Source organism: Streptomyces sp. NPDC052299, assembly GCF_040679335.1.
Lineage (GTDB): Bacteria > Actinomycetota > Actinomycetes > Streptomycetales > Streptomycetaceae > Streptomyces.
Window position 1 is genome coordinate 13,015 of record NZ_JBFAUP010000020.1, and the last position, 26,716, is coordinate 39,730.

At 71.9% G+C, this 26,716-nt stretch carries 29 protein-coding genes; 14 read left to right on the forward strand and 15 right to left on the reverse strand.

Features of this window, described 5'->3' with window-relative positions; all coding sequences use genetic code 11:
* Nucleotides 1-165 precede the first annotated feature (165 nt).
* Nucleotides 166-1,422, forward strand: coding sequence for a phosphoserine phosphatase SerB (gene serB / locus AB0L33_RS28225; protein ID WP_365685913.1), 1,257 nt, complete (start codon nt 166-168; stop codon nt 1,420-1,422).
* Between the two features lie 77 nt (nt 1,423-1,499).
* On the opposite strand, the gene AB0L33_RS28230 is transcribed toward serB, so the two are convergent.
* The 4 genes from AB0L33_RS28230 to AB0L33_RS28245 form a co-directional block, all read right to left on the reverse strand.
* The gene (locus AB0L33_RS28230) at nt 1,500-2,018 is read right to left on the reverse strand and encodes a histidine phosphatase family protein (RefSeq protein ID WP_365685914.1); all 519 of its coding nucleotides are present in this window, start codon (nt 2,016-2,018) and stop codon (nt 1,500-1,502) included.
* Between the two features lie 72 nt (nt 2,019-2,090).
* Nucleotides 2,091-2,291, reverse strand: coding sequence for a hypothetical protein (locus AB0L33_RS28235; protein WP_365685916.1), 201 nt, complete (start codon nt 2,289-2,291; stop codon nt 2,091-2,093).
* A gap of 145 nt (nt 2,292-2,436) precedes the next feature.
* Entirely contained in the window at nt 2,437-2,547 is a 111-nt protein-coding gene (locus AB0L33_RS28240; protein ID WP_260697003.1) for an SGM_5486 family transporter-associated protein, read from the reverse strand.
* Nucleotides 2,548-2,573: 26 nt separating this feature from the next.
* Nucleotides 2,574-3,869: a CynX/NimT family MFS transporter gene (locus AB0L33_RS28245; RefSeq protein WP_365685918.1), complete on the reverse strand. Its 1,296-nt coding sequence runs from the start codon at nt 3,867-3,869 to the stop codon at nt 2,574-2,576.
* Nucleotides 3,870-3,969: 100 nt separating this feature from the next.
* Here AB0L33_RS28245 and AB0L33_RS28250 point away from each other — a divergent pair, with 100 nt between their 5' ends.
* Nucleotides 3,970-4,644 carry a FadR/GntR family transcriptional regulator gene (locus AB0L33_RS28250; protein ID WP_365685920.1) on the forward strand — a complete coding sequence of 225 codons (675 nt, stop codon included), beginning with the start codon at nt 3,970-3,972 and terminating at the stop codon, nt 4,642-4,644.
* A 23-nt stretch (nt 4,645-4,667) separates the two neighbouring features.
* On the opposite strand, the gene AB0L33_RS28255 is transcribed toward AB0L33_RS28250, so the two are convergent.
* The 3 genes from AB0L33_RS28255 to fabG all read right to left on the reverse strand — a co-directional run bounded on the left by AB0L33_RS28255 (nt 4,668) and on the right by fabG (nt 6,713).
* A complete protein-coding gene (locus AB0L33_RS28255) occupies nt 4,668-5,051 on the reverse strand; it encodes a hypothetical protein (protein WP_365685921.1) in 384 nt (127 codons plus the stop codon).
* A gap of 169 nt (nt 5,052-5,220) precedes the next feature.
* Nucleotides 5,221-5,988, reverse strand: coding sequence for an enoyl-ACP reductase FabI (gene fabI, locus AB0L33_RS28260; RefSeq protein WP_164629747.1), 768 nt, complete (start codon nt 5,986-5,988; stop codon nt 5,221-5,223).
* 5 nt (nt 5,989-5,993) lie between these two features.
* Nucleotides 5,994-6,713 carry a 3-oxoacyl-[acyl-carrier-protein] reductase gene (gene fabG, locus AB0L33_RS28265; RefSeq protein WP_018104724.1) on the reverse strand — a complete coding sequence of 240 codons (720 nt, stop codon included), beginning with the start codon at nt 6,711-6,713 and terminating at the stop codon, nt 5,994-5,996.
* A 222-nt stretch (nt 6,714-6,935) separates the two neighbouring features.
* Between fabG and AB0L33_RS28270 the strand changes: the two genes are divergently transcribed.
* From AB0L33_RS28270 to tyrS, 3 genes are read left to right on the forward strand one after another with little or no spacing between them, the layout of a single operon-like run.
* Complete coding sequence (locus AB0L33_RS28270) at nt 6,936-8,459, forward strand: TldD/PmbA family protein (protein WP_365685924.1); 1,524 nt, start codon at nt 6,936-6,938, stop codon at nt 8,457-8,459.
* Nucleotides 8,456-9,850 carry a metallopeptidase TldD-related protein gene (locus AB0L33_RS28275; RefSeq protein WP_365685925.1) on the forward strand — a complete coding sequence of 465 codons (1,395 nt, stop codon included), beginning with the start codon at nt 8,456-8,458 and terminating at the stop codon, nt 9,848-9,850. The genes AB0L33_RS28270 and AB0L33_RS28275 overlap by 4 nt, the downstream gene beginning before the upstream one ends.
* 50 nt (nt 9,851-9,900) lie before the next feature.
* The gene (gene tyrS / locus AB0L33_RS28280) at nt 9,901-11,169 is read left to right on the forward strand and encodes a tyrosine--tRNA ligase (protein ID WP_365685927.1); all 1,269 of its coding nucleotides are present in this window, start codon (nt 9,901-9,903) and stop codon (nt 11,167-11,169) included.
* A 75-nt stretch (nt 11,170-11,244) separates the two neighbouring features.
* On the opposite strand, the gene AB0L33_RS28285 is transcribed toward tyrS, so the two are convergent.
* Nucleotides 11,245-11,520 carry a GlsB/YeaQ/YmgE family stress response membrane protein gene (locus AB0L33_RS28285; protein WP_365685928.1) on the reverse strand — a complete coding sequence of 92 codons (276 nt, stop codon included), beginning with the start codon at nt 11,518-11,520 and terminating at the stop codon, nt 11,245-11,247.
* A gap of 198 nt (nt 11,521-11,718) precedes the next feature.
* On the opposite strand from AB0L33_RS28285, the gene AB0L33_RS28290 reads away from it, so the two are divergent.
* Together AB0L33_RS28290 and AB0L33_RS28295 are read left to right on the forward strand one after the other, a co-directional pair.
* Nucleotides 11,719-12,087 (forward strand): DUF3099 domain-containing protein, encoded by a 369-nt coding sequence (locus tag AB0L33_RS28290; RefSeq protein WP_365685930.1) that lies wholly within the window; start codon nt 11,719-11,721, stop codon nt 12,085-12,087.
* Between the two features lie 197 nt (nt 12,088-12,284).
* Nucleotides 12,285-12,524 (forward strand): hypothetical protein, encoded by a 240-nt coding sequence (locus AB0L33_RS28295; RefSeq protein WP_365685932.1) that lies wholly within the window; start codon nt 12,285-12,287, stop codon nt 12,522-12,524.
* A gap of 8 nt (nt 12,525-12,532) precedes the next feature.
* Here AB0L33_RS28295 and moaA read toward each other — a convergent pair whose 3' ends face one another.
* The 3 genes from moaA to AB0L33_RS28310 all read right to left on the reverse strand — a co-directional run bounded on the left by moaA (nt 12,533) and on the right by AB0L33_RS28310 (nt 15,665).
* Nucleotides 12,533-13,522: a GTP 3',8-cyclase MoaA gene (gene moaA, locus AB0L33_RS28300; protein ID WP_365685934.1), complete on the reverse strand. Its 990-nt coding sequence runs from the start codon at nt 13,520-13,522 to the stop codon at nt 12,533-12,535.
* A gap of 149 nt (nt 13,523-13,671) precedes the next feature.
* Nucleotides 13,672-15,303 (reverse strand): cation acetate symporter, encoded by a 1,632-nt coding sequence (locus AB0L33_RS28305; protein WP_365685936.1) that lies wholly within the window; start codon nt 15,301-15,303, stop codon nt 13,672-13,674.
* Nucleotides 15,300-15,665: a DUF485 domain-containing protein gene (locus AB0L33_RS28310; RefSeq protein WP_365685938.1), complete on the reverse strand. Its 366-nt coding sequence runs from the start codon at nt 15,663-15,665 to the stop codon at nt 15,300-15,302. Before AB0L33_RS28310 ends, AB0L33_RS28305 begins: the two co-directional genes overlap by 4 nt.
* Nucleotides 15,666-15,953: 288 nt before the next feature.
* On the opposite strand from AB0L33_RS28310, the gene AB0L33_RS28315 reads away from it, so the two are divergent.
* The gene (locus AB0L33_RS28315) at nt 15,954-17,489 is read left to right on the forward strand and encodes a S8 family serine peptidase (protein ID WP_365685940.1); all 1,536 of its coding nucleotides are present in this window, start codon (nt 15,954-15,956) and stop codon (nt 17,487-17,489) included.
* A gap of 46 nt (nt 17,490-17,535) precedes the next feature.
* Here AB0L33_RS28315 and AB0L33_RS28320 read toward each other — a convergent pair whose 3' ends face one another.
* Genes AB0L33_RS28320 through AB0L33_RS28330 form a run of 3 tightly spaced genes read right to left on the reverse strand, consistent with a single transcriptional unit; the run spans nt 17,536 to nt 20,150 of the window.
* On the reverse strand, nt 17,536-18,579 hold the full coding sequence (locus AB0L33_RS28320; RefSeq protein WP_365685942.1) for a zinc-dependent alcohol dehydrogenase family protein: 1,044 nt from the start codon (nt 18,577-18,579) through the stop codon (nt 17,536-17,538).
* 21 nt (nt 18,580-18,600) lie between these two features.
* Nucleotides 18,601-19,260 (reverse strand): lysoplasmalogenase, encoded by a 660-nt coding sequence (locus AB0L33_RS28325; protein ID WP_365685944.1) that lies wholly within the window; start codon nt 19,258-19,260, stop codon nt 18,601-18,603.
* Nucleotides 19,257-20,150: a sterol desaturase family protein gene (locus AB0L33_RS28330; RefSeq protein ID WP_365685946.1), complete on the reverse strand. Its 894-nt coding sequence runs from the start codon at nt 20,148-20,150 to the stop codon at nt 19,257-19,259. Before AB0L33_RS28330 ends, AB0L33_RS28325 begins: the two co-directional genes overlap by 4 nt.
* A gap of 393 nt (nt 20,151-20,543) precedes the next feature.
* Between AB0L33_RS28330 and AB0L33_RS28335 the strand changes: the two genes are divergently transcribed.
* Nucleotides 20,544-21,041, forward strand: a complete 498-nt coding sequence (locus AB0L33_RS28335) for a hypothetical protein (RefSeq protein WP_365685948.1) — start codon at nt 20,544-20,546, stop codon at nt 21,039-21,041.
* Nucleotides 21,042-21,045: 4 nt separating this feature from the next.
* Here the strand turns inward: AB0L33_RS28335 and AB0L33_RS28340 are convergent, their stop codons facing one another.
* Nucleotides 21,046-21,759: a VIT family protein gene (locus AB0L33_RS28340; protein ID WP_365685950.1), complete on the reverse strand. Its 714-nt coding sequence runs from the start codon at nt 21,757-21,759 to the stop codon at nt 21,046-21,048.
* Nucleotides 21,760-21,840: 81 nt separating this feature from the next.
* Between AB0L33_RS28340 and AB0L33_RS28345 the strand changes: the two genes are divergently transcribed.
* The 5 genes from AB0L33_RS28345 to AB0L33_RS28365 all read left to right on the forward strand — a co-directional run bounded on the left by AB0L33_RS28345 (nt 21,841) and on the right by AB0L33_RS28365 (nt 26,666).
* Nucleotides 21,841-22,845, forward strand: coding sequence for a DEDDh family exonuclease (locus AB0L33_RS28345; protein WP_365685952.1), 1,005 nt, complete (start codon nt 21,841-21,843; stop codon nt 22,843-22,845).
* A gap of 63 nt (nt 22,846-22,908) precedes the next feature.
* On the forward strand, nt 22,909-23,142 hold the full coding sequence (locus AB0L33_RS28350) for a hypothetical protein (protein WP_026171732.1): 234 nt from the start codon (nt 22,909-22,911) through the stop codon (nt 23,140-23,142).
* Nucleotides 23,143-23,213: 71 nt separating this feature from the next.
* The gene (locus tag AB0L33_RS28355) at nt 23,214-24,017 is read left to right on the forward strand and encodes an SURF1 family protein (RefSeq protein ID WP_365685954.1); all 804 of its coding nucleotides are present in this window, start codon (nt 23,214-23,216) and stop codon (nt 24,015-24,017) included.
* 62 nt (nt 24,018-24,079) lie between these two features.
* A complete protein-coding gene (locus AB0L33_RS28360) occupies nt 24,080-25,906 on the forward strand; it encodes a glycoside hydrolase family 15 protein (RefSeq protein WP_365685956.1) in 1,827 nt (608 codons plus the stop codon).
* 4 nt (nt 25,907-25,910) lie between these two features.
* A complete protein-coding gene (locus AB0L33_RS28365; protein WP_365685957.1) occupies nt 25,911-26,666 on the forward strand; it encodes an SDR family oxidoreductase in 756 nt (251 codons plus the stop codon).
* Nucleotides 26,667-26,716: the final 50 nt, after the last annotated feature.

Consider the following 26,716-nt stretch of genomic DNA (forward strand, 5'->3'; position numbering starts at 1 on the left):
ATTCCAGGACCAGTCCCGGATACGAAAGCCGGGCGGCCCAGGGTGACCTCACCGAGACCTGCGCAGCCAGGCGAAAGGGGACGGACCGGGTGCGGACGCCCGGGGTGTCCGGCACTCGGGACGGGCTGCCTGCGCGCGCTCGGGGACCGATACGGTGGGTGCACCATGAGCGTATCCCGGCCTCCTGAGCCCGCCCCGCCTCCCGAGCCCGCCGCGTCCCGGCAGGGCCCGGACGTACCGACCCTTCTGGTGAAGATCTTCGGGAAGGACCGCCCCGGGATCACCGCGGGCCTCTTCGACACCCTCGCCGCCTACTCGGTCGACGTGGTCGACATCGAGCAGGTCGTGACCCGGGGCCGCATCGTCCTGTGCGCGCTGGTCACCGCGCCCACCGCGGGCGGGACCACCGAGGGCGAACTGCGGGCGACCGTGCACAGCTGGGCGGAGTCGCTGAAGCTCCAGGCGGAGATCATCTCCGGGACCGGCGACAACCGGCCACGCGGCGTCGGCCGTTCCCACGTCACGGTGCTGGGGCACCCCCTGACCGCGGAGTCCACGGCGGCCATAGCGGCCCGGATCACCTCGACCGGCGGGAACATCGACCGCATCTTCCGGCTGGCGAAGTACCCCGTCACGGCGGTCGAGTTCGCGGTGTCCGGTACGGGGACCGAGGAGCTGCGCACCGCGTTGGCGCCGGAGGCCGCGGGCATCGGCGTCGACGTGGCGGTCGTCTCGGCGGGGCTGAGCCGCCGGGCGCAGCGGCTCGTCGTGATGGACGTCGACTCGACGCTGATCCAGGACGAGGTCATCGAGCTGTTCGCGGCGCACGCGGGCTGCGAGGCCGAGGTCGCCGAGGTGACCGAGCGGGCGATGCGGGGCGAGCTGGACTTCGAGCAGTCGCTGCACGCCCGGGTGGCGCTGCTGGCGGGTCTCGACGTGTCCGTGGTGGAGAAGGTCCGCGCCGAGGTCCGGCTGACGCCGGGGGCCCGGACGCTGATCCGTACGCTGAAGCGGCTCGGCTACCAAGTGGGCGTGGTCTCGGGCGGTTTCACGCAGGTGACCGACGATCTGAAGGAGCGCCTGGGGCTCGACTTCGCCTCCGCCAATACGCTGGAGGTCGTGGACGGAAGGCTCACGGGCCGGGTCACCGGGGACATCGTGGACCGGGCGGGCAAGGCCCGGCTGCTGCGGAGCTTCGCCGCCGAGGCGGGGGTGCCGCTGGCACAGACGGTGGCGATCGGTGACGGGGCCAACGACCTGGACATGCTGAACACGGCGGGGCTCGGGGTCGCGTTCAACGCGAAGCCGGTGGTCCGCGAGGCCGCGCACACGGCGGTGAACGTGCCGTTCCTGGACACCGTGCTCTATCTGCTCGGCGTCACCCGCGAGGAGGTCGAGGCGGCCGACGGCCTCGTGGAGTAGTTTCCGCCGCTCCTGCGGGAAGGGCCCCGGCGCGCACCTCGCGGTGTGTGCCGGGGCCCTTGCCGTACGGCGGCGGGTCAGTCGTTGGGGGTCCAGTACTCGGCGAGCCGGCCGACGCCGTGCTCGACGCTCTTCCAGGAGCCGGTGAACGCGACCACGGCGAAGGCGGCGGTCGGGAAGCCGCCGCGCGCCATCCGGGAGAGCGCGTCGCCCTCGCCGCTGCCGGAGAGGGCGTCGGCGAGCGCGTGCATGCCGGGGTTGTGCGCGATGACGAGCAGGTCGGCGACATCGTCCGGGGTCTCGTTGACCAGGGCGATCAGCTCGCCGAGCGAGGCCTCGTAGAGCCGCTCCTCGTACACGGTCCTCGGGCGCTCGGGCATCTCGTGCACGGCCAGTTTCCACGTCTCACGCGTTCTGACGGCGGTCGAGCAGAGGGCCAGGTCGAAGACGATCCCGGAATCGGCGAGCTTGCGGCCCGCCATGGGGGCCTCCATGCGGCCGCGCTCGGCCAGCGGCCGCTCGTGGTCGGACTCCTGCGACCATTCCGCCTTGGCATGCCTGAGAAGGACGATCCTGCGAGGTGTATCGGCGCTCATACACTTCAGCTTCGCATGAAACGCGCCACCCGGCGCAGGGTGTTGGAGGCTTCGTGCCCCCGTGGCCGGAGGTCAGCGGGTCAGCAGCTCCACGAGGTGCCGCAGCACGTGGCCGGTCGCCGATTCACCGCTGGCGGCCTGCGCCTGGCCCGGTCCGGCGATCAGCAGCAGGAGCGCGGCGAAGGCGGCGGCGGGCAGCGCGACGGCCCACCACGGCAGCCGCACGTCGACGCCGCTCGGCTCCGGACGGGTGGTGTGCGTACGGGCCGGCATGTCCGCCTCCGTGAGTGGTCGGTTCTGATACTCAGAACTTACGGAAACGGGGGCGCCGCCCCCATCCGGTGCCCCACCCACTTCTCCCTGACCCTGGCCCCCTAGGGGATGGTGGTGCTAGCCCCACCATGGCCGCGGCGGGGCGTCACGGGGACGCGATGGCGGCGATGACGCCGACGACGACCGTGATCAGCAGCATGGCCCCGAAGACGAGGAGCAGCTTCTTCTGACCGTTCTGGGGATTCGGATCGAGCACAGGTGACATGGTCCCAGTCTCGCATCTCAGGATTCGTCCTCGATCGTCCGGTCCCGGCCGGCCAGGACGCCCATGACCATCTGCGGCACCATCAGGGCGGCCATCAGCGCGATCGGCACGCCCCAGCCGCCGCTGTGCTGGTAGAGCACGCCGACCAGGAGCGGGCCGGGGATCGAGATCAGGTAGCCGGTGGACTGGGCGAACGCGGAGAGCCGGACCACTCCGGCGCCGCTGCGGGCCCGCATCCCGATCATCGTGAGGGCGAGCGGGAACGCGCAGTTCGAGATGCCCAGGAGCAGCGCCCAGGCCCAGGCGCCGCCGGAGGGGGCCAGGTAGAGGCCCGCGTAGCCGGTGAGGCCGCAGGCGCCGAGGAAGACGACGATCGGGCCCTGGGTGCGCATCCGGGCGGCGACGCGCGGGATCACGAAGGCGAGCGGGACGCCCATGGCCATGGTGACCGCGAGCAGGACGCCCGCCGTGCCGGCCGAGACCCCGGCGTCCCGGAAGATCTGCGGCATCCAGCCCATGGTGATGTACGCGGCGGTGGCCTGGAGGCCGAAGAAGCAGGCGAGGGCCCAGGCGGTCCGGCTGCGGGTGATCCGGAGCTCCGGGGCCTCGGGCCGCGCGGCGGGGCCGGCCGGGGCCGGTTCGTGGGCGGTGGCCCGGTCCCGCAGCAGCGGGATCCAGGGCAGGATCGCGGCGGCGGCCAGGACGGCCCAGACGCCGAGTCCGGCCTTCCAGCTGCCGCCCATCGCGTCGGTCAGGGGCACGGTGACGGCAGCGGCGAGCGAGGTGCCGAGGGCCAGGGCCATGGAGTAGAGCCCGGTCATGGAGCCGACGCGGTCGGGGAACCAGCGCTTGACGATCACCGGCATCAGGACGTTGCTGACGGCGATGCCCATGAGGGCCAGGGCGCTGGCGGCCAGGAAGCCGGCGGTGCCGCCGACCAGGGGCCGGATAACCAGGCCCGCCGTGATGGCGACCATGCCCGCGCAGACCACCGCGCCGGGGCCGAAGCGGCGGGCGAGGCGCGGTGCCATGACACCGAAGACCGCGAAGCAGAGCGGGGGCACCGAGGTGAGGACCCCGGCGACGCTGCCGCTCATGTGCAGCCCGTCCCGGACCTCTTCGAGGAGGGCGCCGAGGCTGGTGATGGCGGGGCGGAGGTTGAGCGCGGTGAGGACGAGCCCGACGGCCACCAGGCGCAGCGTCCACGGCGAGGGACCGGTCCGCGGTGCGGGGGTGTCGGCGCGGGTGGCTGCCGGGGCGCCGGGGCTCAGGGTCCCGGTCGCGGTCTGGGGAGTCGTCTCTTCGTCACGCATGAGGCCATCATAGAATCATGGGATGATTGGTTGTCCATTCCGTCCGCCCTCCGGACCCTGAGAGGATCGGGCCCATGAGCCGTTGCGACCGAGGAGCACCATGGCGCTGACGTCCCCGAGGCGTTCGGCACTCGCCGACCAGGTGATTGCCCAGCTGAGGAACCAGATCACCACGGGCGAGTGGCCGGTGGGCTCCCGCATCCCGACCGAGCCCGAGCTGGTCGAGCAGCTGGGGGTGGCCCGCAACACGGTCCGGGAGGCGGTCCGGGCGCTCGCGCACAACGGGCTGCTGGACATCCGGCAGGGCTCGGGCACCTATGTGGTCGCCACCAGCGAGCTGGCCGGGGTGATGCACCGCCGGTTCGCCACGGCGGACCCGCGCCACATCGCGGAGCTCCGGTCGACCCTGGAGTCCTCGGCGGCACGGCTGGCCGCGGTCCGGCGCACCGAGCGGGACCTGAAGCAGCTGGACGCCCTGATGCGGCGGCGCGAGGAGACCTGGGCGGCCGGTGACGCCGAGGCGTTCGTGGCCGCCGACGCGACGCTGCACCTGGCCGTGGTGGCCGCTTCCCACAACGACGTGCTGACGGGCCTCTACGCGGACCTGGGCGACCTGCTGCGGGACTACCTGCGCGGGGACGTCGGCCAGGAGCTGCGGCCGGAGAACCACATGGACCACAGCCGCCTGGTGGAGGCGATCCGGGCGGGCGACGCGGAGACGGCGGCGGCGGAGGCCGCGAGCCACGCGCTGACCTGCCTGGCGGACCGGGTTTAGCCCTGGCCCCCACGCCCTGGCCCCTACGCCTTGGGCGCCGCGCTGTGGGTGACCCAGGCGGAGGCGACTTCCTTCCAGCAGCGGTCGGCCAGGCGCACCGTGCGCCCCGGTTCCACCGTCACCGGCTTGGAGTCCGCGTCCACGTCCCACCAGCGGGCGCACTCGGTGTGCAGCTGGACGCGGTCGGACGAGGGGTACGGGTTGTGGCAGTAGGCGACGACCCGGGAGCCCTCGACGGACGTACGGCACTCGGAGCCGGCGGGTTCGGGGCTGGGCGCGGGCGGCGCTGCCGCACCGGCGGCGGCTCCGACGTGGCCGGCGGCGTACAGGCCGGCCGGGACGAGCAACGCGGCGACGACGGCGCCGGAGGCCAGCAGGGAACGGGTTCGGCGGGGTGTGTGACGCACAGCGACCTCCTCCCCACGCCTGACCGGAAGTCCGGTTCCTCCACATTCTGCGGTGGATCGTCCGGCTTTTCGACCTGAGCGCCGCCGAGGCGCACCGGACGCGGAAACGCCCGCGCACCGCCTTCGGGATTCCGGGGACGGTGCGCGGGCGGAGCTTACGACCCGGGGGTCAGGCGCCCATCATGTGCACGCCGCTGTCGACGTGGATGATCTCGCCGGTGGTCCGCGGGAAGAAGTCCGAGAGCAGCGCGACGATGCCGCGGCCGGCCGGCTCCGGGTCCTTCATGTCCCAGGCGAGCGGCGCGCGGGTGTTCCACACGTCGGCGAGCCCGTCGAAGCCCGGGATGGACTTGGCGGCCATGGAGCCGAGCGGCCCGGCCGAGATCAGGTTGCAGCGGATGCCGTCCGGGCCCAGGTCACGGGCCAGGTAGCGGGAGGTGGCCTCCAGGGCGGCCTTGGCCGGGCCCATCCAGTCGTACTGCGGCCAGGCGAACTGCGCGTCGAAGGTGAGGCCGACGATCGAGCCGCCCTCGCTCATCAGCGGCTTGCACGCCATGGCGAGCGACTTCAGCGAGAACGCCGAGACGTGCATCGCCGTGGAGACCGACTCGAACGGGGTGTTGAGGAAGTTGCCGCCGAGCGCGTCCTGCGGCGCGAAGCCGATGGAGTGCACCACACCGTCCAGCGAGCCCAGCTCGTCGCGGACCAGGCCGGCGAGGCGGTCCAGGTGCTCCTGGTTGGTCACGTCCAGCTCGATGACCTTGGCGGGCTTGGGGAGCTTCTTGGCGATGCGCTCGGTCAGCGTGGGCCGCGGGAACGCGGTCAGGATGACCTCCGCGCCCTGCTCCTGCGCCACCTTGGCGGCGTGGAACGCGATGGACGACTCCATCAGCACACCCGTGACGAGGATGCGCTTGCCGTCGAGAATTCCGCTCATGGTGATCAGTGACCCATGCCCAATCCGCCGTCAACGGGGATGACGGCTCCAGTGATGTACGACGCGTCGTCGGAGGCGAGGAAGCGCACCGCGGCGGCGATCTCCTCGGGCTGCGCGTAACGCGCGAGCGGCACCTGGGCCACGATGCCCTTGCGCTGCTCCTCGGTGAGCACCTGCGTCATGTCGGTGTCCACGAAGCCGGGCGCGACGACGTTGAAAGTGATGTTCCGCGAGCCGAGCTCGCGCGCCAGGGACCGGGCGAATCCGACCAGACCGGCCTTGGACGCCGCGTAGTTGGCCTGGCCGGCCGAGCCGAGGAGGCCCACGACCGAGGAGATCAGGACGACGCGGCCCTTCTTGGCGCGCAGCATGCCGCGGTTGGCGCGCTTGACGACCCGGAAGGTGCCGGTGAGGTTGGTGTCGAGTACGGACGTGAAGTCCTCCTCGGACATGCGCATCAGCAACTGGTCCTTGGTGATACCGGCGTTGGCGACCAGCACCTCCACGTTGCCGTGCTTCTCCTCGATCTCCTTGTAGCCCTGCTCCACCTGCTCGGGGTCCGTGATGTCGCAACGGACCGCGAGGACACCGGCTTCGGTGAGCTCGGCGGGCGGCTCGCCGGAACGATAGGTGATCGCGACCTTGTCGCCGTTGTCGGCGAAAGCGCGGGCGATGGCGAGGCCGATGCCCCGGTTTCCTCCGGTGACGAGAACCGAGCGGCTCAACGGATCACCCTTTCGTTAGCGGTCTGGTACCTCGGAAACCTATCGGTACCGTCCGCGCGGCGGGGAATCGGCCCCTGACAGCGCCTCCGGCCGGGCACTGTCGGGTTCCTACAGTCCGGGGCCGCGGCCCGCCCCGGCAATTCGGCCGCGACGGGGCACGGGCCGTGCTTCACTGCCTCGTAAACGATCCGAGGGTATGTGACCGCTAAGGAGAGCCCGCCCGTGCCCCATGAGGTAGATCAGTCGTTCCTGGCGCTTCCGCTACGGGCCCTCGCCGACGCGGCGCTCGCCCGGGCGCGGGCGCTCGGGGCGACGCACGCCGACTTCCGGTTCGAGCGGGTGCGCAGTGCCACCTGGCGGCTGCGGGACGCCCGGCCCGCCGGGGGCTCCGACACCACCGACCTCGGTTACGCGGTCCGCGTCGTGCACGGCGGGGCCTGGGGGTTCGCCTCGGGCGTCGATCTGACGATGGACGCGGCGGCCCGGGTGGCCTCGCAGGCCGTCGCGATGGCGAAGCTGTCGGCCAAGGTGATCGCGGCGGCGGGGTCCGACGAGAGGGTCGAGCTGGCGGACGAGCCCTCGCACGGGGAGCGGACCTGGGTCTCGGCGTACGAGGTCGACCCCTTCGACGTACCGGCCGGGGAGAAGGCCGGGCTGCTCGCCGAGTGGAGCGCGCGGCTGCTGGCGGCAGAGGGTGTGGCGTATGTGGACGCCTCGCTGATGACCGTGCACGAGAACAAGTTCTACGCGGACACGGCGGGCACGGTCACCACGCAGCAGCGGGTCCGGCTGCACCCGGAGTTCACGGCCGTGGCGGTGGACTCCGCGACCGGCGAGTTCGACTCGATGCGCACCATCGCGCCGCCGGTGGGGCGCGGCTGGGAGTACCTGACCGGGACGGGCTGGGACTGGGCCGGCGAGCTGGAGCGCATCCCCGGGCTGCTGGCCGAGAAGATGCGGGCGCCGAGCGTGGAGCCGGGGACGTACGACCTGGTCGTGGACCCGTCGAACCTGTGGCTGACCATCCACGAGTCGATCGGCCACGCCACGGAGCTGGACCGGGCGCTGGGTTACGAGGCGGCCTACGCGGGCACGTCGTTCGCCACGTTCGACCAGCTGGGGAAGCTGGCGTACGGCTCGCCCGTGATGAACGTGACGGGCGACCGCACCGCCGAGCACGGGCTGGCGACGATCGGCTACGACGACGAGGGCGTCGAGGCGCAGTCCTGGGACCTGGTGAAGGACGGGACGCTGGTGGGCTACCAGACGGACCGCCGGATCGCGAAGCTCACGGGTCTGGGCCGGTCAAACGGGTGCGCCTACGCGGACTCCCCCGGCCATGTCCCCGTACAGCGCATGGCGAACGTGTCGTTGCGGCCGGACCCGGGCGGGCTCTCCACGGAGGACCTGATCGGCGGGGTGGAGCGCGGGATCTACGTGGTCGGGGACCGGTCGTGGTCCATCGACATGCAGCGGTACAACTTCCAGTTCACCGGGCAGCGGTTCTTCCGAATCGAGAACGGCAGGCTGGCCGGGCAGCTGCGCGATGTGGCGTACCAGGCGACGACGACGGACTTCTGGGGCTCGATGGAGAAGGTCGGCGGCCCGCAGACGTACGTGCTGGGCGGTGCCTTCAATTGCGGCAAGGCCCAGCCGGGCCAGGTCGCGGCGGTCTCGCACGGCTGCCCGTCCGCCCTCTTCCGGGGCGTGAACATCCTCAACACGACGCAGGAGGCCGGGCGATGAGCCGCGTCAGCAAGCCGTACGAGATCGTCGAGCGGGCGCTCGAACTGTCCACCGCCGACGGCTGTGTGGTCATCGCGGACGAGGAGTCCTCGGCCAACCTCCGCTGGGCCGGCAACGCGCTGACCACCAACGGGGTCACCCGGGGCCGGACCCTGACCGTCGTCGCCACGGTCGACGGCGCCGAGGGCACCGCCTCCGGTGTGGTGTCCCGGGCCGCCGTCACCGCCGACGACCTGGAGCCGCTGGTCCGGGCCGCCGAGGCCGCCGCCCGCTCCGCCGGACCGGCCGAGGACGCCCAGCCGCTGGTCACCGGGGTGCCCGCGTCGCCCGACTTCACGGACGCGCCCGCCGAGACGGACTCCGATGTGTTCGCCGCGTTCGCACCGGCCCTCGGGGACGCCTTCGCCCGGGCCCGGGCCGGGGGGCGCGAGCTGTACGGCTTCGCCCACCACCAGATGACCTCCACCTACCTGGGCACCTCCACGGGGCTGCGGCTGCGCCACGACCAGCCGAACGGCACGCTGGAGCTGAACGCCAAGTCGCCCGACCGCACCCGTTCCGCCTGGGCGGGCCGCTCCACGCGGGACTTCAAGGACGTCGACCCGGCCGGGATGGACACCGAGCTGGCGCGGCGGCTCGGCTGGGCGGAGCGCCGGATCGAGCTGCCCGCCGGGCGGTACGAGACGCTGCTGCCGCCGACCGCGGTCGCCGACCTGCTGATCTACCAGCTCTGGTCGTCCACGGCGCGGGACGCGGCGGAGGGCCGGACGGTGTTCTCCAAGCCGGGCGGCGGTACCCGGCTCGGCGAGACGCTGTCCCCGCTGCCGCTGACCCTGCGCAGCGACCCGCACGCGCCGGGCCTGGAGTCGGCGCCCTTCGTCATCGCGCACTCCTCCGGGGACGGGGCCTCGGTCTTCGACAACGGGCTGCCGCTGGCCCGGACCGACTGGATCGCCGACGGCCGCCTGGAGCAGCTGACGACGACCCGGCACACCGCGGCCCTGACAAGGCAACCGCTCGCCCCGGCGGTCGACAACCTGCTCCTGGAGGGCGGGGGCGAACGGTCGCTCGAGGAGATGGTCGCCGCCACGACCGGCCGCGCGCTGCTGCTGACCTGCCTCTGGTACATCCGCGAGGTGGACCCGGCCACGCTGCTGCTGACCGGGCTGACCCGGGACGGGGTCTACCTGGTGGAGGACGGCGAGGTGGTGGGCGAGGTGAACAACTTCCGGTTCAACGAGTCCCCCGTCGACCTGCTGTCCCGGGCCACCGAGGCGGGCCGCACCGAGAAGACGCTGCCGCGCGAGTGGGGCGACTGGTTCACCCGGGCCGCGATGCCCGCCCTGCGCATCCCGGACTTCAACATGAGCTCGGTCAGCCGGGGCGTGTGACCGGCCTAGACTGAACCGTCAAACGTATCGCCTTAAGGAGCACTGGAACCGTGACGGACATCGTCGACGAGCTGAAGTGGCGCGGGCTGTTCGCCCAGTCCACCGACGAGGACGCATTGCGCAAGGCTCTCGCGGACGGTCCCGTCACGTTCTATTGCGGCTACGACCCCACGGCGGCGAGTCTGCACGTCGGCCATCTGGTGCAGGTGCTCACGATGCGCCGGCTCCAGCAGGCCGGGCTGCGCCCGCTCGCCCTGGTGGGCGGGGCCACCGGCCAGATCGGTGACCCCCGGCCGACCGCCGAGCGCACGCTGAACGACCCGGAGACCGTCGCCCAGTGGGTGACCCGGCTGCGTACGCAGATCGAGCCGTTCCTGTCCTTCGAGGGCGAGAACGCCGCGGTCATGGTGAACAACCTGGACTGGACCGCGGGCATGTCCGCGATCGAGTTCCTGCGGGACATCGGCAAGCACTTCCGGGTCAACAAGATGCTGACCAAGGAGTCCATCGCCCGCCGGCTGGAGTCCGACGAGGGCATCAGCTACACCGAGTTCAGCTACCAGCTGCTCCAGAGCATGGACTTCCTGGAGCTGTACCGGCGCTACGGCTGCACCCTCCAGCAGGGCGGCAGCGACCAGTGGGGCAACCTCACGGCCGGCCTGGACCTGATCCACCGCCTGGAGCCGGGCGCCGAGGTGCACGCGCTGGCGACGCCGCTGATGACGAAGGCGGACGGCACCAAGTTCGGCAAGTCGGAGGGCGGGGCCGTCTGGCTCGACGCCGAGATGACGACGCCGTACGCGTTCTACCAGTTCTGGCTGAACGTGGACGACCGGGACATCTCGCGCTACATGCGCATCCTGAGCTTCCGGACCCCGGCCGAGCTGGAGGAGCTGGAGAAGGTCACGGAGGAGCGCCCGCAGGCGCGGACGGCGCAGCGCGCGCTGGCCGAGGAGCTGACGACGCTCGTGCACGGGGCGGACCAGTGCGCGGCGGTCGTCGCCGCGTCGAAGGCCCTCTTCGGCCAGGGGGAGCTGGGCGAGCTGGACGAGGCGACGCTGGGCGCCGCGCTGTCCGAGGTGCCGCACGCCCGGGTCACCGAGCTGGGCCCGCTGGTGGACCTGCTGGTGGAGGCCGGTCTGGCGCCGAGCAAGTCGGGGGCGCGGCGCACGGTCAAGGAGGGCGGCGCCTACGTGAACAACGTGAAGGCCGTCGACGGCGAGGCGGTCCCGGCCCGCGAGGAGCTGCTGCACGGGCGCTGGCTGGTGCTGCGCCGGGGCAAGAAGAACCTGGCGGCGATCGAGGTCACGGCCGGCTGAGCCGTACGCGTACCGCAAGGCAGCGGCCGGGCGCGCGTGGTGCGTGCCCGGCCGCTGCCGTCGCTTCCGGCGGTCTCAGGTGCGCTGTCTGTTGCCGCGCAGCGAGGCGTACAGCATGTCGCCGACACCCACGACCACGATCGCGCCGATGAGCTGGAGCACATGGCGCGTCCAGTCGATGCCCTTGGTGGCGTTGACCCCGATCCATGTCGCGACAGCATTTCCGAGAATGCTGCCGATCATGCCGCAGATGACCGTCAGCCACAGGGGGATCTGCTGCTTGCCCGGCAGGATCGCCTTGGCGATCAGTCCGAGCACCAGGCCCACGATGATTGCCCACAACCAGCCCATGCTGCCTCCTTGAGCGACGCGGTGTCGCACATGTCCCGCCCAGTCTCGGTGCAGCGCCGGTCCTCCGCACGTCGTGCGGGTCCGTGCGGGCCGGTGGGCGGGAATGTACGCATACGGCGTGCCCCGGTCTCGTACGGGGAGAAAGCCGGGCGTAGCGTAGGAGCGGCCGGTCCGGGTCCGGGGAAGGTTGGTGGGGACGTGGTGCGCAAACAGGGTGGTGCGGAGGTCTTCCGGATCACGGGTGCCCGGCAGGGGCTCGCCGAGGACGTGCGCGGCAGACAGCGCCGCTATGTGATCTCGATGAGCGTGCGCACGGTGTCGGTGGTGGCCGCCGCGCTCCTGTGGAACGTGGAGCGGCACATCGCGTTCGTGGCCCTGGGCCTCGGGGTGCTGCTGCCGTACGTGGCCGTCGTCATCGCCAACGCGGGCCGCGAGACGAGCCCCGCGCTGCCGTCCACGTTCGTCCTGCCGCCCCAGTCGTACCCGGCGCTGGAAGCCGGTGCGGCGGCTCCCTCACCGCAGTCCGGACGCGGTTTCCGGTCTTCGGATGGGCCGGAGCACGACTGAGCCCAGGACGGGCCCAAGCTCAAGAAAAGCTCAGATCAATCATGAAGTTCCGGTGCACCGCGGCAGGGTGTGCGTGACATACTTTGTAGGCGCTCCGCATCCCCCGTCGGAGCGACGGACCGACGCCGGGCAGCTCCCCCCGTGGCTGCCCGGCGTCGCCTTTTCCGCCGCACGGGGCGCGTCTTAGGGTTGGGTCCGTGAACTCCCCCGAATCCGCCGAGAATCCCGCGCCCGTGTGTTCGGCCAAGGGCTGCCGTGCCGACGCCGTCTGGGTGCTGGCCTGGAACAACCCGAAGCTGCACACGCCGGAGCGCCGCAAGACGTGGCTGGCCTGCGAGGAGCACCGGGAGCACCTGTCCTCGTTCCTCGGGGTGCGGGGCTTCCTCAAGGACGTGGTGACGCTGGCGGAGTGGGAGTCGCGGCCCGCGGCGTCCTGACCGGCGGGTCAGCCGCCGATCGCGGACATGGGGCGGTCGGGCTGGAGGAAGCTCGGGTCGTCGAGGCCGGACCCGGCCTTCTTGCCCCACATCGCCTGCTTCCAGATGCGGGCGATCTCCTCGTCGGGCGCGTCCGAGCGCAGGGCCCCGCGCAGGTCGGTCTCCTCGCGGGCGAACAGGCAGGTGCGGACCTGTCCGTCGGCGGTGAGCCGGGTGCGGTCGCAGGCCCGGCAGAAGGGGCGGGTGACGGAGGCGATGACGCCGACCCGGTGCGGTCCGCCGTCGACGGTCCAGCGCTCGGCGGGGGCGGAGCCGCGCTCGCCGTCGTCCTCGGGGGTGAGGTCGAAGCGGGTGCGCAGCGAGTCGAGGATGTCGCCCGCGGTGATCATGCCGTCGCGCTTCCAGCCGTGCTGGGCGTCCAGCGGCATCTGCTCGATGAAGCGGAGCTCGTAGCCGTTGTCGACGGCCCAGGCGAGCAGGTCGGGGGCCTCGTCGTCGTTGAGCCCCGGCATCAGGACGGTGTTGACCTTGACGGGGGTGAGCCCGGCCTCGCGGGCGGCCTCCAGACCGGCGAGCACGTCGTGGTGGCGGTCGCGGCGGGTGAGGGTCTTGAACACCTCAGGCCGCAGGGTGTCGAGCGAGACGTTGACCCGGTCGAGACCGGCGTCCTTGAGGGCGGCGGCGGTCCGCCTCAGCCCGATGCCGTTGGTGGTGAGCGACATCCTCGGGCGCGGGTCCAGCTCGGCGCAGCGCTGGACGATGGAGACGAGGCCGGGGCGCAGCAGGGGTTCGCCGCCGGTGAAGCGGACCTCGGTGACGCCGAGGGTGGTGACGGCGATGCGGACCAGCCGGACGATCTCGTCGTCGGTGAGCAGGTCGGGCTTGCCCAGCCACTGCAGGCCCTCCTCGGGCATGCAGTAGGTGCAGCGCAGGTTGCACCGGTCGGTGAGCGAGACGCGCAGGTCGGTGGCGACCCGGCCGTAGGTGTCGATGAGCATGGTGGGCCCCCTCCCCCGGTGACTTCCCGGTCGCGGTGTCTGACTCTTTCGAGCCTACGCGAGAGCGGTGGTGGCGGCGGGGCCCGTTTGGCACGAGGCGCGGCGGGGCCGCGTCGTAGGGTCCTACGACGCGGCCCCGTACGCACCGGTCAGTGGGCTCCGATGCCGGTGAGGGACTTGACCTCCAGCTCCGCGTACTTGCCCTTGTCCGGCTCCTCCTTGGACAGGAGCGAGCCGATCCAGCCGAGCAGGAAGCCGAGCGGGATGGAGATGAGGCCGGGGTTCTCCAGCGGGAACCAGGCGAAGTCGACGCCCTTGAACATCGAGGACTTCTCGTTGCCGGAGACGACCGGCGAGAACAGCACCAGGATCACGGAGGAGGCCAGGCCGCCGTAGATCGACCACAGCGCGCCCTGGGTGGTGAAGCGCTTCCAGAACAGGCTGTAGAGGATCGTCGGCAGGTTGGCGGAGGCGGCGACGGCGAAGGCCAGGGCGACGAGTCCGGCGACGTTCATGTCGCGGGCGAAGACGCCGAGGACGATCGCGGCGGCGCCGATGAAGACGGTGGACCAGCGGGCGGCCTTCATCTCCTCCTGCTCGGTGGCCTGCCCCTTGCGGATGACGTTGGCGTAGATGTCGTGCGCGAAGGAGGACGAGGAGGCGAGGGTCAGCCCGGCGACGACGGCGAGGATGGTGGCGAAGGCGACGGCGGAGATGACGGCGAGCATGATCGCGCCGCCGGTGGTGCCGGTCCCGCCGAGGTATTCGGCGAGCTGCGGGGCGGCGGTGTTGCCGGGGGCCGCGATGTTCTTCGGGCCGATCAGCGCGGCGGCGCCGAAGCCCAGGGCGATCGTCATCAGGTAGAAGGCGCCGATGATGCCGATGGCCCAGTTGACGGACTTACGGGCGGCCTTGGCGGTGGGCACCGTGTAGAAGCGGATCAGGATGTGCGGCAGGCCCGCGGTGCCGAGGACGAGGGCCAGGCCGAGGGAGAGGAAGTCAAGCTTCGAGGTGCCGGTGGCGCCGTACTTCAGCCCGGGCTCCAGGAACGCGGCGCCGTGGCCGCTCTTCTCGGCGGCGGTGCCGAGCAGGTCGGAGACGTTGAAGTCGAACTTCCACAGCACCATGAGGGTCATCAGGAGGGCGCCGGCGATGAGCAGGACGGCCTTGACCATCTGGACCCAGGTGGTGCCCTTCATGCCGCCGATGGTGACGTAGACGATCATCAGTACGCCGACCAGCGCAACGATGAGGATCTTTCCGCCGTCGCTGCTGATGCCGAGGAGCAGGGTGACCAGTGCTCCGGCGCCCGCCATCTGTGCCAGCAGGTAGAAGATCGACACGATGATGGTCGAGACGCCCGCCGCGGTGCGCACCGGGCGCTGCCGCATCCGGTAGGCGAGGACGTCGCCCATGGTGTAACGGCCGGAGTTGCGCAGGGGTTCGGCGACGAGCAGGAGCGCCACCAGCCAGGCGACGAGGAATCCGATGGAGTAGAGGAAGCCGTCGTAGCCGAAGAGGGCGATGGCGCCGGCGATGCCGAGGAAGGACGCGGCGGACATGTAGTCGCCGGATACCGCGAGTCCGTTCTGGAAGGCGGTGAACTGCCGCCCGCCCGCGTAGAAGTCGGAGGCGCTGCGGGTCTGGCGGCCGGCCCAGACGGTGATGCCGAGGGTGGCGGCGACGAAGACCGCGAACAGCGTGATGATGAGCGGCCGGTGCTCGCTGGTGGACGAGGCGGCGAGGGTCACGGCGGTGTGGGAGTGGTACGCGGCGCTCATGCGTCGGCCTCCATGCGGTCCTTGATGGCCTCGGCCTTCGGGTCCAGCTTCGCGTTGGCGTGCCGCGAGTAGAACCAGGCGATGAGGAAGGTGGTGAGGAACTGGGCGAGGCCGAAGACGAAGGCCACGTTGATGTTGCTGAACACCTTGGTGCCCATGAAGCCGCCCGCGTAGTTGGAGAGCAGCACGTACAGCAGGTACCAGAGGACGAAGGCGACGGTCAGCGGGAAGGCGAACGAGCGGTAGGAGCGGCGCAGTTCGCCGAACTCCGCGCTGTCCTGCTCCGCGATGAACGCCTCGGTCGTGGGCTGGGCAGGAGTCTTCTCGGTACTGCCCTCGGGCGGCGGTGCATCGGTAGCCACGGATTCTCCTCGCGACGCGGGTGCGGTGGTGGGGACGGTCGGTTGCATGGGGGACCTCGGGTTCGGGGGGTGGTGATGCGCTTCCCCTGACAACGGCACGCAACGCGCGGCGAAGCGGTTCACTTGGGTTCGCGTCTTCTCTCCGTCACCCCTTCGGGGGGTCCGATGTGCACGTGTTCGCGCGAATCGATTGATGTGCCGGGATGATCGGCGCTAGCTTCACTGGTCATGTACGCGACCGGACACGCCCCGTGTCCGGTCGGCTGACACGGATGAAGTGGAGACCCCATGGCTCATCTGGGATCCGGACGGACGCGCGCACTGACGCTGCCCGTCGGATTGGCCCTCACCGCCTCGCTCGGCTTCCTGCCGGCGGGGGTCGCCTCCGCCGCCCCGGCGGGGCACGGTGCCCCCGCGGCGGCGCCGGCGGACGGACCCGAACTGTCGTACGTGGTCAACACCCAGGGCGGTCCGGGCACCGTCAAGCAGGTGCGCAAGGCGATAGAACGGGCCGGCGGCACGGTGGTGATCGCCTACGACCGGATCGGCGTCATCGTCGTCCACTCGAAGAACCCGGACTTCGCGAGGACGGTCCGCGGGGTCAGGGGCGTCCAGTCGGCGGGTGCCACGCGCACCAACCCGATCGTGCCCCAGGCGACCAAGGACATCGGGGTCGAGCAGCCCCTGACGGCCGCGCAGGAGAAGGCCGCGGCGGCTGAGGCGGCGGCGGACCAGGACCCGATGGAGCCGTTGCAGTGGGACCTGCCGGCCATCAAGGCGGACCTGGCGCACAAGAAGTCGCTGGGCAGCTCGAAGGTGACGGTCGCGGTCATCGACACCGGGGTGGACGACACCCACCCGGACCTCGCGCCCAACTTCGACCGCGCCGCCTCCGCGAACTGCGTGTCGGGCGCCCCGGACACCACGGACGGCGCCTGGCGGCCCAGGCCCGGCGAGAGCGACCACGGCACCCATGTCGCCGGCACCATCGCGGCGGCCAAGAACGGCATCGGCGTGACGGGGGTGGCGCCGGGCGTGAAGGTGTCCGGCATCAAGGTCGCCGACCCGGACGGCTTCTTCTACACCGAGTCCGTCGTCTGCGGCTTCGTCTGGGCGGCCGAGCACGGGGTGGACGTCACCAACAACAGCTATTACACCGACCCGTGGATGTACAACTGCAAGAACGACCCGGACCAGGGCGCCCTGGTCGAGGCCGTGTACCGGGCCGCCCGGTACGCCGAGCTGAAGGGCGCGGTCAACGTCGCGGCCGCCGGGAACTCGGCCGAGGACCTGGCGGCGGACTCCATCGAGGACACGACCAGCCCGGACGACTCCACCCCGGGCAGCCGGACCGTCGACCCCCGCCAGTGCCTGGACATCCCGACGATGCTCCCGGGCGTCGTCACGGTCTCGGCGACGGGCGCGAAGGGCCTGAAGGCGTCGTACTCGAACTACGGGAACGGGGTCATCGACGTGGCCGCGCCCGGCGGGGACTCGACGGTCTACCAGACCCCCGAGCCCCCGGCGACGAGCGGCCTCATCCTGTCGACGCTGCCGGGCGGCAGGTACGGCTACAAGGCCGGTACGTCGATGGCGTCCCCGCACGTCGCCGGCGTCGTGGCCCTGATCAAGTCGAAGCACCCGTACGCCTCGCCCGCCGCGGTCAAGGCGCTGCTGACGCTGGAGGCGGACGCGAAGGCGTGCGACGCGCCGTACGACATCGACGGCGACGGCACGGCCGACGCGGTCTGCGAGGGCGGCAAGAACCGCAACGGCTTCTACGGGGCCGGGGTGGTCGACGCGCTGGACGCCGTGCGCTGGTGAGCCAGGGGCCCGGGGGCCGGTACGCCACGGCCCCCGGACCGCGGGATCACGGCTTGATGAGAACCTTCAGCGCCGTGCGCCCGTCCATCGCCTTGTAGCCGGCCGGTACGCCGTCGAGCCCGACGGACAGGTCGAAGACGGGCGAGGGGTCGATGGTGCCGTCCAGCACGTCGGGCAGCAGCTCCGGAATGTACGTGCGCACGGGGGCGACGCCGCCGCGCAGCGCGATGTTCCGGTCGAACATGTCGCCGAGGTCGAGCCCGGTGCCGCTGCCGTGCGGGACGCCCACGTAGCCGATCGCCCCGCCGTCCCGGGTGATGCCGACGGCGGTGCGCATCGACTGCTCGGTGCCCACGGCCTCGATCACGCAGTGCGCGCCCTCGCCCCCGAGCAGTTCCCGTACGGCCGCGACCGCCGCGTCGCCGCGCTCGGCGACGACGTCGGTGGCGCCGAAGTCCCGGGCGATGTCCGTGCGCGTCGCGTGCCGGCCGAGCGCGATGATGCGCTCCGCGCCGAGCCGCCTGGCGGCCAGCACGCCGCACAGCCCGACGGCCCCGTCCCCGACAACGGCGACGGTCGAGCCGGCCCGTACGCCCGCGCCGACCGCCGCGTGGTGGCCGGTGCCGAGCACGTCGGACAGGGCCAGCAGCGCGGTGAGCAGCCGGTCGTCGGAGGCCGCGGCGGCGGGCAGGGCGACCAGGGTGCCGTCGGCGAAGGGCACGCGGACGGCCTCGCCCTGCCCGCCGTCGGAGCCCACCGAACCCCAGAAGCCGCCCTGCGGGCAGGAGGTGGTCAGGCCCTCGGCGCAGTACGCGCAGGTGCCGTCGGACCAGACGAAGGGGGCGACGACCAGGTCCCCGGCGGAGAACCCGCGCACCTCGGACCCGGCCTCCTCGACGATGCCCAGGAACTCGTGGCCGATGCGCTGGCCCGGCTGCCGCGCGGACTCCCCCCGGTAGGCCCAGAGGTCGCTGCCGCAGATGCAGGCCCGCAGGACCCTGAGCACCACGTCGGTGGGCTGCTGGATCACCGGGTCGGGCACCTCCTCCACGCGGATGTCGTGGGGGGCGTGGATGACGGTGGCGCGCATGCGTGGGGGTCCTTGCCGATCTCAGATGCTGATACTCCTCTCACGGTACGCCCCCGGGCCGGCTTCCCGCCGGACAGGGCCCAGCGCACCCAGGGTGAGCAGGAGCTGCGCGGCGACGTAGGTGAGCATCACCCAGAAGCCGGGGGCCGGGGGCTGCGGTCGGTCCGCGATGCCGGTGGCGATGAGCGCGTCGGAGAGCAGGAAGAGGGCCCCGCCGGTGGCCGCGTACCGGCCGAGGACGCCGGAGCGGTACGCCATGGCGGTCAGCAGCAGGCTGTAGCCGGCCATCGGAATCCGCAGCCCGCCCGGCAGCCCGCCCCAGAGCAGGACGAGGAACGCGGTGAGCACGACGGCGTAGCCGAGCGCCGGGAGCAGCGGTCCGCGCGCCCGGCCGAACAGCACCAGGTAGCAGACGTGCCCGGCGGCGAACCCGGCCATCCCGACGAGGAACGCGAGGTCGGAGTCGGCCAGCAGGAACACATCGCCCGCCCAGCCGCACAGCAGCGCCGCGATCAGCAGCCGGGGCCCGCGCCGGGCGAGGGCGTACGCGGCGAGCAGCGGCATCAGGAGCGGCTTGGCGCCGAGGTGGAGCCAGCCGGGTCCGGTGAGTACGCCGACCAGGTCGGCGGCGCACGCGACGAGGAAGGCGACGAGGAGGGGCCGGGCGTGGCGCTCGTTCACGCGGAGCCCTCCGGGGCGGGCGCCGTGACGGGGGCGGCGGCCGCGGCGCTGCGGGCCGCGGCCGGCTGCCAGCCCGGGCCGCGGAAGATCCGCCCGGCCCGCTCGCCCCAGCCGCTCGCCGCGCGGACGTCGCGGGCGATGGCGGCGTACTCGTGGGTGGCGACGCGCAGCGGGTTGTACGTGTGGATGTTCTTGGTCAGTCCGTAGACCGGCCGCACCGTCTCCTGGGCGAACGAGCCGAACCAGCGGTCCCACACGATGAGGATGCCGCCGAAGTTGCGGTCGAGGTAGCCACCCTGCGAGGCGTGGTGCACCCGGTGGTGGGAGGGCGTGTTGAGCACGTACTCGAAGGGCCGGGGCAGCCTGTCGATCCGCTCGGTGTGCACCCAGAACTGGTAGACGAGGTTGGCCGACGAGCAGAAGGCGAGCGCCGCCGGGTGCACCCCGCACGCGATGAGCGGCAGATAGAACGGCCAGGAGGTCAGCGAGGTCCAGGGCTGGCGCAGCGCGGTGGAGAGGTTGAACTTCTCGCTGGAGTGGTGCACCACGTGGCAGGCCCACAGGATGCGGATGACGTGGTGGCCGCGGTGAGACCAGTAGTAGAAGAAGTCCTGCGCGAGCAGCATCAGCAGGACCGTCCACCACAGGACCGGGACGCGCAGCGGCGTCAGCTCGTACACCGCGGTGTAGAGGGCGACGATGGGCACTTTCCACATCAGGTCGAAGCCCAGGCTGCCCAGCCCCATGGTGATGCTGGTGGCGGTGTCCTTCGCCTCGTACCCGGCGGCGTCCTCGTCGGGATGGAAGTGGTGCAGCGCCATCTCCAGGACGGTGAGCAGCACGAAGGCCGGTATGGACCAGAGCACTACGTCGGGCAGGTTCGTCGGCATGCCTGCACCGTAGGGCCGGGGTCGGCCGGGGACCAGATGTTGTTACCAACAAGTATGTGAGACCGGCTGTCAGCACTCTTTGGCACCTTCCGACAGGCGAGCGCCGTACGATCGCTCAACCGGCCTGACTTGGGGGAGGAACTACCGTGCAGGGACTGGAAGTTGCGCTGCTGAGGCTGGCGACGACGGTGATCGGGACGGTGGCCAGGTCACTGCTTGCGCCGAAGCCCGGCGCCGGTCTCGTGCCCGACCCGGTCCGCCCGCTCCCCCGCCCAGCGAAGCCGGACCGGCTGGAGCCCTCTGCACGGCCTCCCCATCAACTGGCTCACGCTGGTCCGACTGCACCCGGACCTGCCGACCGCCCAACTGGAGCCGTTCACGGAGGTGGCACACGTGGTTCTGGGACATCGTTTCCCTGTCGAGAGCATCGGCGAGCTGCCTCTGAGCCCCCATCTCACGAACCTGACTGTGACCAGAGAGGCCAACGAATTGCGTCTGGAGGGAATCGAGCAGTGGACCGAGCTGGAGGACCTCCGCCTCGACGGACGTTCCCAGTTCCGCTATCTGTCATCCGAGACCCTTCGGAAACTCCGTCGGCTCACCGTCCAAAGCCTGGACGACCTCGATCTGGCCTCGCCAAGCGGCGCGTCCTCCCTCAAGTCACTCGACCTATACCACTGCCGGCTGCGCCGAGGGTTGGAGCCGCTGACCGACCTGCCCTGGCTGAAGGCACTTTCGCTCTACGTCCTGCCGGGGGATCTTGGTGACGACGAGGCCTACGACCTGTCACCGCTGGCCGGCCTCGCCGAACTCACCATCACGCTCGGCTCGGACACGCCCGTGGTCGGAGCCGAACTCTTCCCGCCCGAGCGGATCACACGATTGGGCTGAGGCCTCAGACCCCCGCCGCCCCCAGCAGATGCCCCGCCGCGTACGTCACCGCCATGGCCACCGCTCCCCCGCCCATGTTGCGCAGCACCGCCCCGCCCGGGGCCGCCTCGCCCAGGCGGGCGCTCCACCAGCCCGTCACGGCCAGCACCGCGAGGACGGAGAGCACGGTCACCGGGACCCGGGCGGTGGCCGGGGGCAGCACGATCGCGAGCAACGGCAGCAGCGCGCCGACGGTGAACGCGAGGAAGCTGGCGCCCGCCGCGTGCCACGGGTTGGTGAGGTCGTCCGGGTCGATGCCCAACTCGACCTCCGCGTGGGCGCGCAGCGCGTCGCGCTCGGTGAGCTGGACGGCGGCCTCCCTGGCCACCTCACGGCTCAGCCCCTTGTCCTCCAGCAACCCCGTCAGCTCCGCGAGTTCCGCCTCGGGGGTCTCCTGGAGCTCCCGCTTCTCGGTGGCCAGCGCGGCCTTCTCCGAGTCGCGCTGGGTGGACACCGAGACGTATTCACCGGCCGCCATCGACAGCGACCCGGCGAGCAGCCCGGCCAGCCCGGCCGTCAGCAGGGCCCCCCGGTCGTCGGTGGCCCCGGCGACACCGACGACGAGTCCGGCGGTGGACACCACGCCGTCGTTCGCCCCGAGCACGGCTGCCCGCAGCCAGTTGAGCCGGGCGCCCAGCCCGGCACCGTGAGGTTCGTCGTGCTCAGGCGCTCGCGTCATCCCGGGATGGTCTCACCCGCGGCGCCACCGGGCACGCGTCCGCACCGAATAGGGGACTGTCCGACACGGCCCGTATTCTCTGTGACCATGCTCGACGACCCGCAGACCGCAGCACCATGGCCGGCCGCCTACCCACAGGGGTACGCGGTCGTCGACGTGGAGACCACCGGGCTGGCCCGGGACGACCGGATAGTGTCCGCTGCCGTCTACCGCCTGGACGCGCGGGGCGACGTCGAGGACCACTGGTACACGCTGGTCAATCCGGAGCGCGATCCGGGCCCGGTCTGGATCCACGGGCTGACGAGCGACGTGCTGGAAGGGGCGCCGCTCTTCCCCGAGATCGCCGCCGAGCTGTCCGAACGGCTGGCGGACCGGGTGCTCGTCGCGCACAACGCCGCGTTCGACTGGTCGATGCTGGCGCGGGAGTACGCGCGCGCCTCGGTCACCGCGCCGGTGCGCCAGCGGCTGTGCACCATCGCGCTGGCCAAGGAGCTCCGGCTGCCGCTGGCCAACCACAAGCTGGCGTCCCTCGCGGAGCACTTCGGCGTGGTCCAGCAGCACGCGCACCACGCGCTGGACGACGCGCGGGTGCTGGCGGAGGCGTTCCGCCCGAGCCTGCACGCGGCGGCGCGGGGCGGGGTGCGGCTGCCGCTCCTGGAGTGCCGCCCGCTGACCGAGTGGTCGCACTCGCCGGTGACCCCGCGGTCCGGCTCCTCCTCGTACGGGGGGCACACCACCTGGCGCGCCTCGCGGAAGCGCCCGGCCTGCCCGTATCCGAACCCGGGACGGTACGAGAAGGACAAACCGCTCAAGCAGGGCATGCGGGTGGCGTTCTCCGGGGACACCTCGGTCGACCGGGAGCTGCTGGAGGACCGCGCGGTGGAGGCGGGGCTGCACGTGGCGACCAGCGTCTCCCGGCTGACCAGCCTGCTCGTCACCAACGACCCGGACTCGGCGACGTCGAAGACGGTGAAGGCGAAGGCGTACGGCACCCCGATCCTGGACGAGAGCGCCTTCACCCATCTCCTGCGCGATGTCGCCCCGGCCGTCGCGAAGGTGCCGGCGCCCACACCGTCATCGGAGTGAACCGGCGGCGACTCGCCGTCCGCCGGCCACCCGCCGCCGCTTCCGCGTCCCACCCTGTGGCGCATGGCACGTTGTGAGGTCTGCGGAAACGATTACGGGATGTCCTTCGAGGTGCACGCGCAGGGCGCGGTGCACGTCTTCGACTGCTTCGCCTGCGCCATCCACCGCATGGCGCCCATCTGCGAGCACTGCCGCGTCCAGGTCATCGGCCAGGGCGTCGAGGTCGACGGGCACTGGTTCTGCGGCGGGCACTGCGCCCGCGCGGAGGGGAAGGTGGGGATCGTCGACCGGGTCTGAGGAAGCGGGGCGGCCACCCCTTCGGCCACCCCGTGCGCGAGACACCCCACGGCCGGTTGTACCGTCGTGGGGTGTACCGCTTCCTGATGACCCGGCAGTGGCTGATCCTCGCCCTCCTCTCGCTCGCCCTCATCCCCACGATGATCGAGCTGGGTTTCTGGCAGCTGCACCGGCACGAGCACAAGGTCGCGCAGAACGCCCTGATCTCGCGCAATCTGAAGGCGGACCCGGTCGCCGTGTCCGCGCTCACCTCCCCCGGCCACACCGTCCCGCGCTCGGACTACTGGCGCACCGTGACGGCCACCGGGACCTTTGACGAGAAGCACGAGGTCGTCGTGCGCCGCAGGACCGCCACCGACGGCTCGATCGGCGTCCATGTGCTGGTCCCGTTCGACCTCAAGGGCGGCGGCACGGTGCTGATCAACCGGGGCTGGGTCCCCTCCGCCGACGACCAGCACGCCTTCCCCGACGTACCGGCCGCCCCGAAGGGCGAGGTGACCGTCACCGGGCGGCTCAAGGCCGACGAGACGACCGGCGCGAGCGGCATCAAGGACATCTCGGACCTTCCGGACCGTCAGGTGATGCTGATCAACAGCGCCCAGCAGGCCCGGCTGCTCGACCGCCCGGTGCTCGGCGGCTACATCGAGCTGACCGCCCCCGCCCCGAAGAACGGCTCGCCCGAGCCGATCGAGGCCCCCGACGACAGCTCCATCGGCCCGCACATGGCCTACGCCGTCCAGTGGTGGCTCTTCGCCGCCGGGGTCCCGGTGGGCTTCGTGGTCCTGGCCCGGCGCGAGAAGCGCGACCGGGTCGCGGCGGCACAGGCGGCCGCGGCCGAGGGCGCGGCACCGGAGCCCGAGCCCGCCCAGGCGTGACTCCCGCCTCTCCCGGCACGCAGTCTGCTTAACGGGGGCCGGGTTCGGGAAGACGCCTGAACGTGACCCCACGCATCGAGGACTACGCCCTCATCGGCGATCTGCAGACCGCGGCCCTGGTCGGCAAAAACGGTTCTGTCGACTGGTTGTGCCTCCCCCGCTTCGACTCGGGCGCCTGCTTCGCCGCCCTGCTCGGCGACGAGGACAACGGTCACTGGCGGATCGCCCCGAAGGGCGCGGGCACCTGCGCCCGGCGCGGCTACGTGGGCGACTCCCTCGTCCTGGAGACGTACTGGGAGACGCGCACCGGCACCGTCAAGGTCATCGACTTCATGCCGCAGCGCGACAAGGAGCCGGACGTGATGCGGATCGTCGAGGGGATCAGCGGCACCGTCGAGATGTCGTCCGTGATCCGGCTGCGCTTCGACTTCGGGTCCATCGTGCCCTGGATGCGCCGCTCCGACGGCCATCGGGTCGCGGTCGCCGGGCCGGACTCCGCCTGGCTGCGCAGCGAACCGCCGGTCAAGACGTGGGGCCAGCAGTTCTCCACCTGCTCGTCCTTCAGCGTGTCCGAGGGCGAGAAGGTGGCCTTCGTCCTCACCTGGCACCCCTCGCACTCGCCCCGGCCGGGGCGCGTCGACCCCTACGAGGCGCTGGAGAACACCCTGACCGACTGGGCCGAGTGGTCCGCCCGCTGCGAGTACCGGGGGCCGTACCGGGAGGCCGTGATCCGCTCGCTGATCACCCTCAAGGCGCTCACCTTCGGCCCGACCGGCGGGATCGTGGCGGCCCCGACCACCTCGCTCCCGGAGGAGATCGGCGGCGTACGGAACTGGGACTACCGCTTCTGCTGGCTACGGGACTCCACGCTCACCCTCGGCGCGCTGATCTCGGCCGGCTATCTGGAGGAGGCCGCCGCCTGGCGCGACTGGCTGCTGCGCGCGGTCGCCGGCGACCCGGCGGACCTGCAGATCATGTACGGACTGGCCGGCGAGCGCAGACTCCCCGAGTCCGAGCTGCCGTGGCTGCGCGGCTACGAGAACTCCGCCCCCGTCCGGATCGGCAACGCGGCGGTGCGCCAGCGCCAGCTGGACGTGTACGGGGAGGTCATCGACTCGCTCCGGCTGGCCCGTGACGCGGGCCTGGACGACAAGCCGCACGCCTGGAGCCTCCAGCTCAGCCTGCTCGGATTCCTGGAGTCCACCTGGCGCGAACCGGACGAGGGGCTGTGGGAGATCCGCGGGCAGCGGCGCCACTTCGTGCACTCCAAGGTGATGGCCTGGGTCGCGGCCGACCGGGCGGTGCGCAGCCTGGAGGACGACCCCTCGCTGGCCGGGGACGCCGACCGCTGGCGGGCGATGCGGGACGCCGTGCACCGGGAGGTGTGCGAGAAGGGGTACGACCCGGTGCGCAACACCTTCACCCAGTCGTACGGCTCCCGGGAGCTGGACGCCGCGACGCTCCTGATCGCCCGGACCGGCTTCCTGCCGCCGGACGACCCGCGGGTGATCGGCACGGTGGACGCGGTGCGCGAGGAACTGGGCAGCGGCGGACTGGTGCGCCGCTACAGCACGGACGGCGGCTCGATCGACGGGCTGCCGGGCGGCGAGGGCGCGTTCTTGGCCTGCTCGTTCTGGCTGGCGGACGCCCTGCTCCTGACCGGGCGCGCCGAGGAGGCCACCGAGCTCTTCGAGCGGCTGCTGGACCTGCGGAACGACGTGGGCCTGCTGGCCGAGGAGTACGACACGGCGGCGGGGCGCCAGCTCGGCAACTTCCCGCAGGCGTTCAGCCACATCGGTCTGGTCGGCACGGCGGTCGCGCTGGCCGGGGCACAGCCCGCCGAAGCACGGGCCGCCGAGGACGGCGCCGGGGGCGGCACGGCAGGATAGGACCATGGATCTTGGACTGAAGGACCGTGTGTACATCGTCACCGGAGCGACGCGGGGGCTCGGCTACGCCACCGCGCGGGCCCTGGTGGCGGACGGCGCGAAGGTGATCATCACCGGCCGGGACGAGCAGCGCGCCCAGCAGGCCGCCGCCGACCTGGGCCCGGACGCCGTCGGGCTCGCCGCCGACAACGCCGACCCGGCGGCGGCCGAACGTCTCGTGGAGGCGGCCCGGGAGGGCCTGGGCCGGCTCGACGGCATCCTCATCAGCGTCGGCGGCCCGGCGCCGGGCGGGATCGCGGACAACACCGACGAGCAGTGGCAGACGGCCTTCGAGTCCGTCTTCCTGGGCGCGGTACGGCTGGCCAGGGCGGCCGCCGCGGCGCTCGGCGAGGGCGGGGCCATCGGCTTCGTGCTCTCCGGCTCCGTCCACGAGCCGATTCCCGGGCTGACCATCTCCAACGGGCTGCGCCCCGGTCTGGCCGGCGTCGCGAAGTCGATGGCGGACGAGCTCGGCCCGCGCGGCATCCGGGTCGTGGGCCTGCTGCCGGCCCGGATCGACACGGACCGGGTGCGGGAGCTGGACGCGCTGTCGGGCGACGCGGAGGCCGCGCGTACCGCCAACGAGGCGAACATCCCGCTGCGCCGCTACGGCACCCCGGAGGAGTTCGGCCGCACGGCGGCGTTCCTGCTGTCGCCCGCCGCCTCGTACCTCACGGGCATCATGGTGCCGGTCGACGGCGGCCACCGGCACGGGATCTGAGCCGCGGGGGGGGCGTACGGCGGTGGCGCGGGGGCCCGCGCCACCGCACC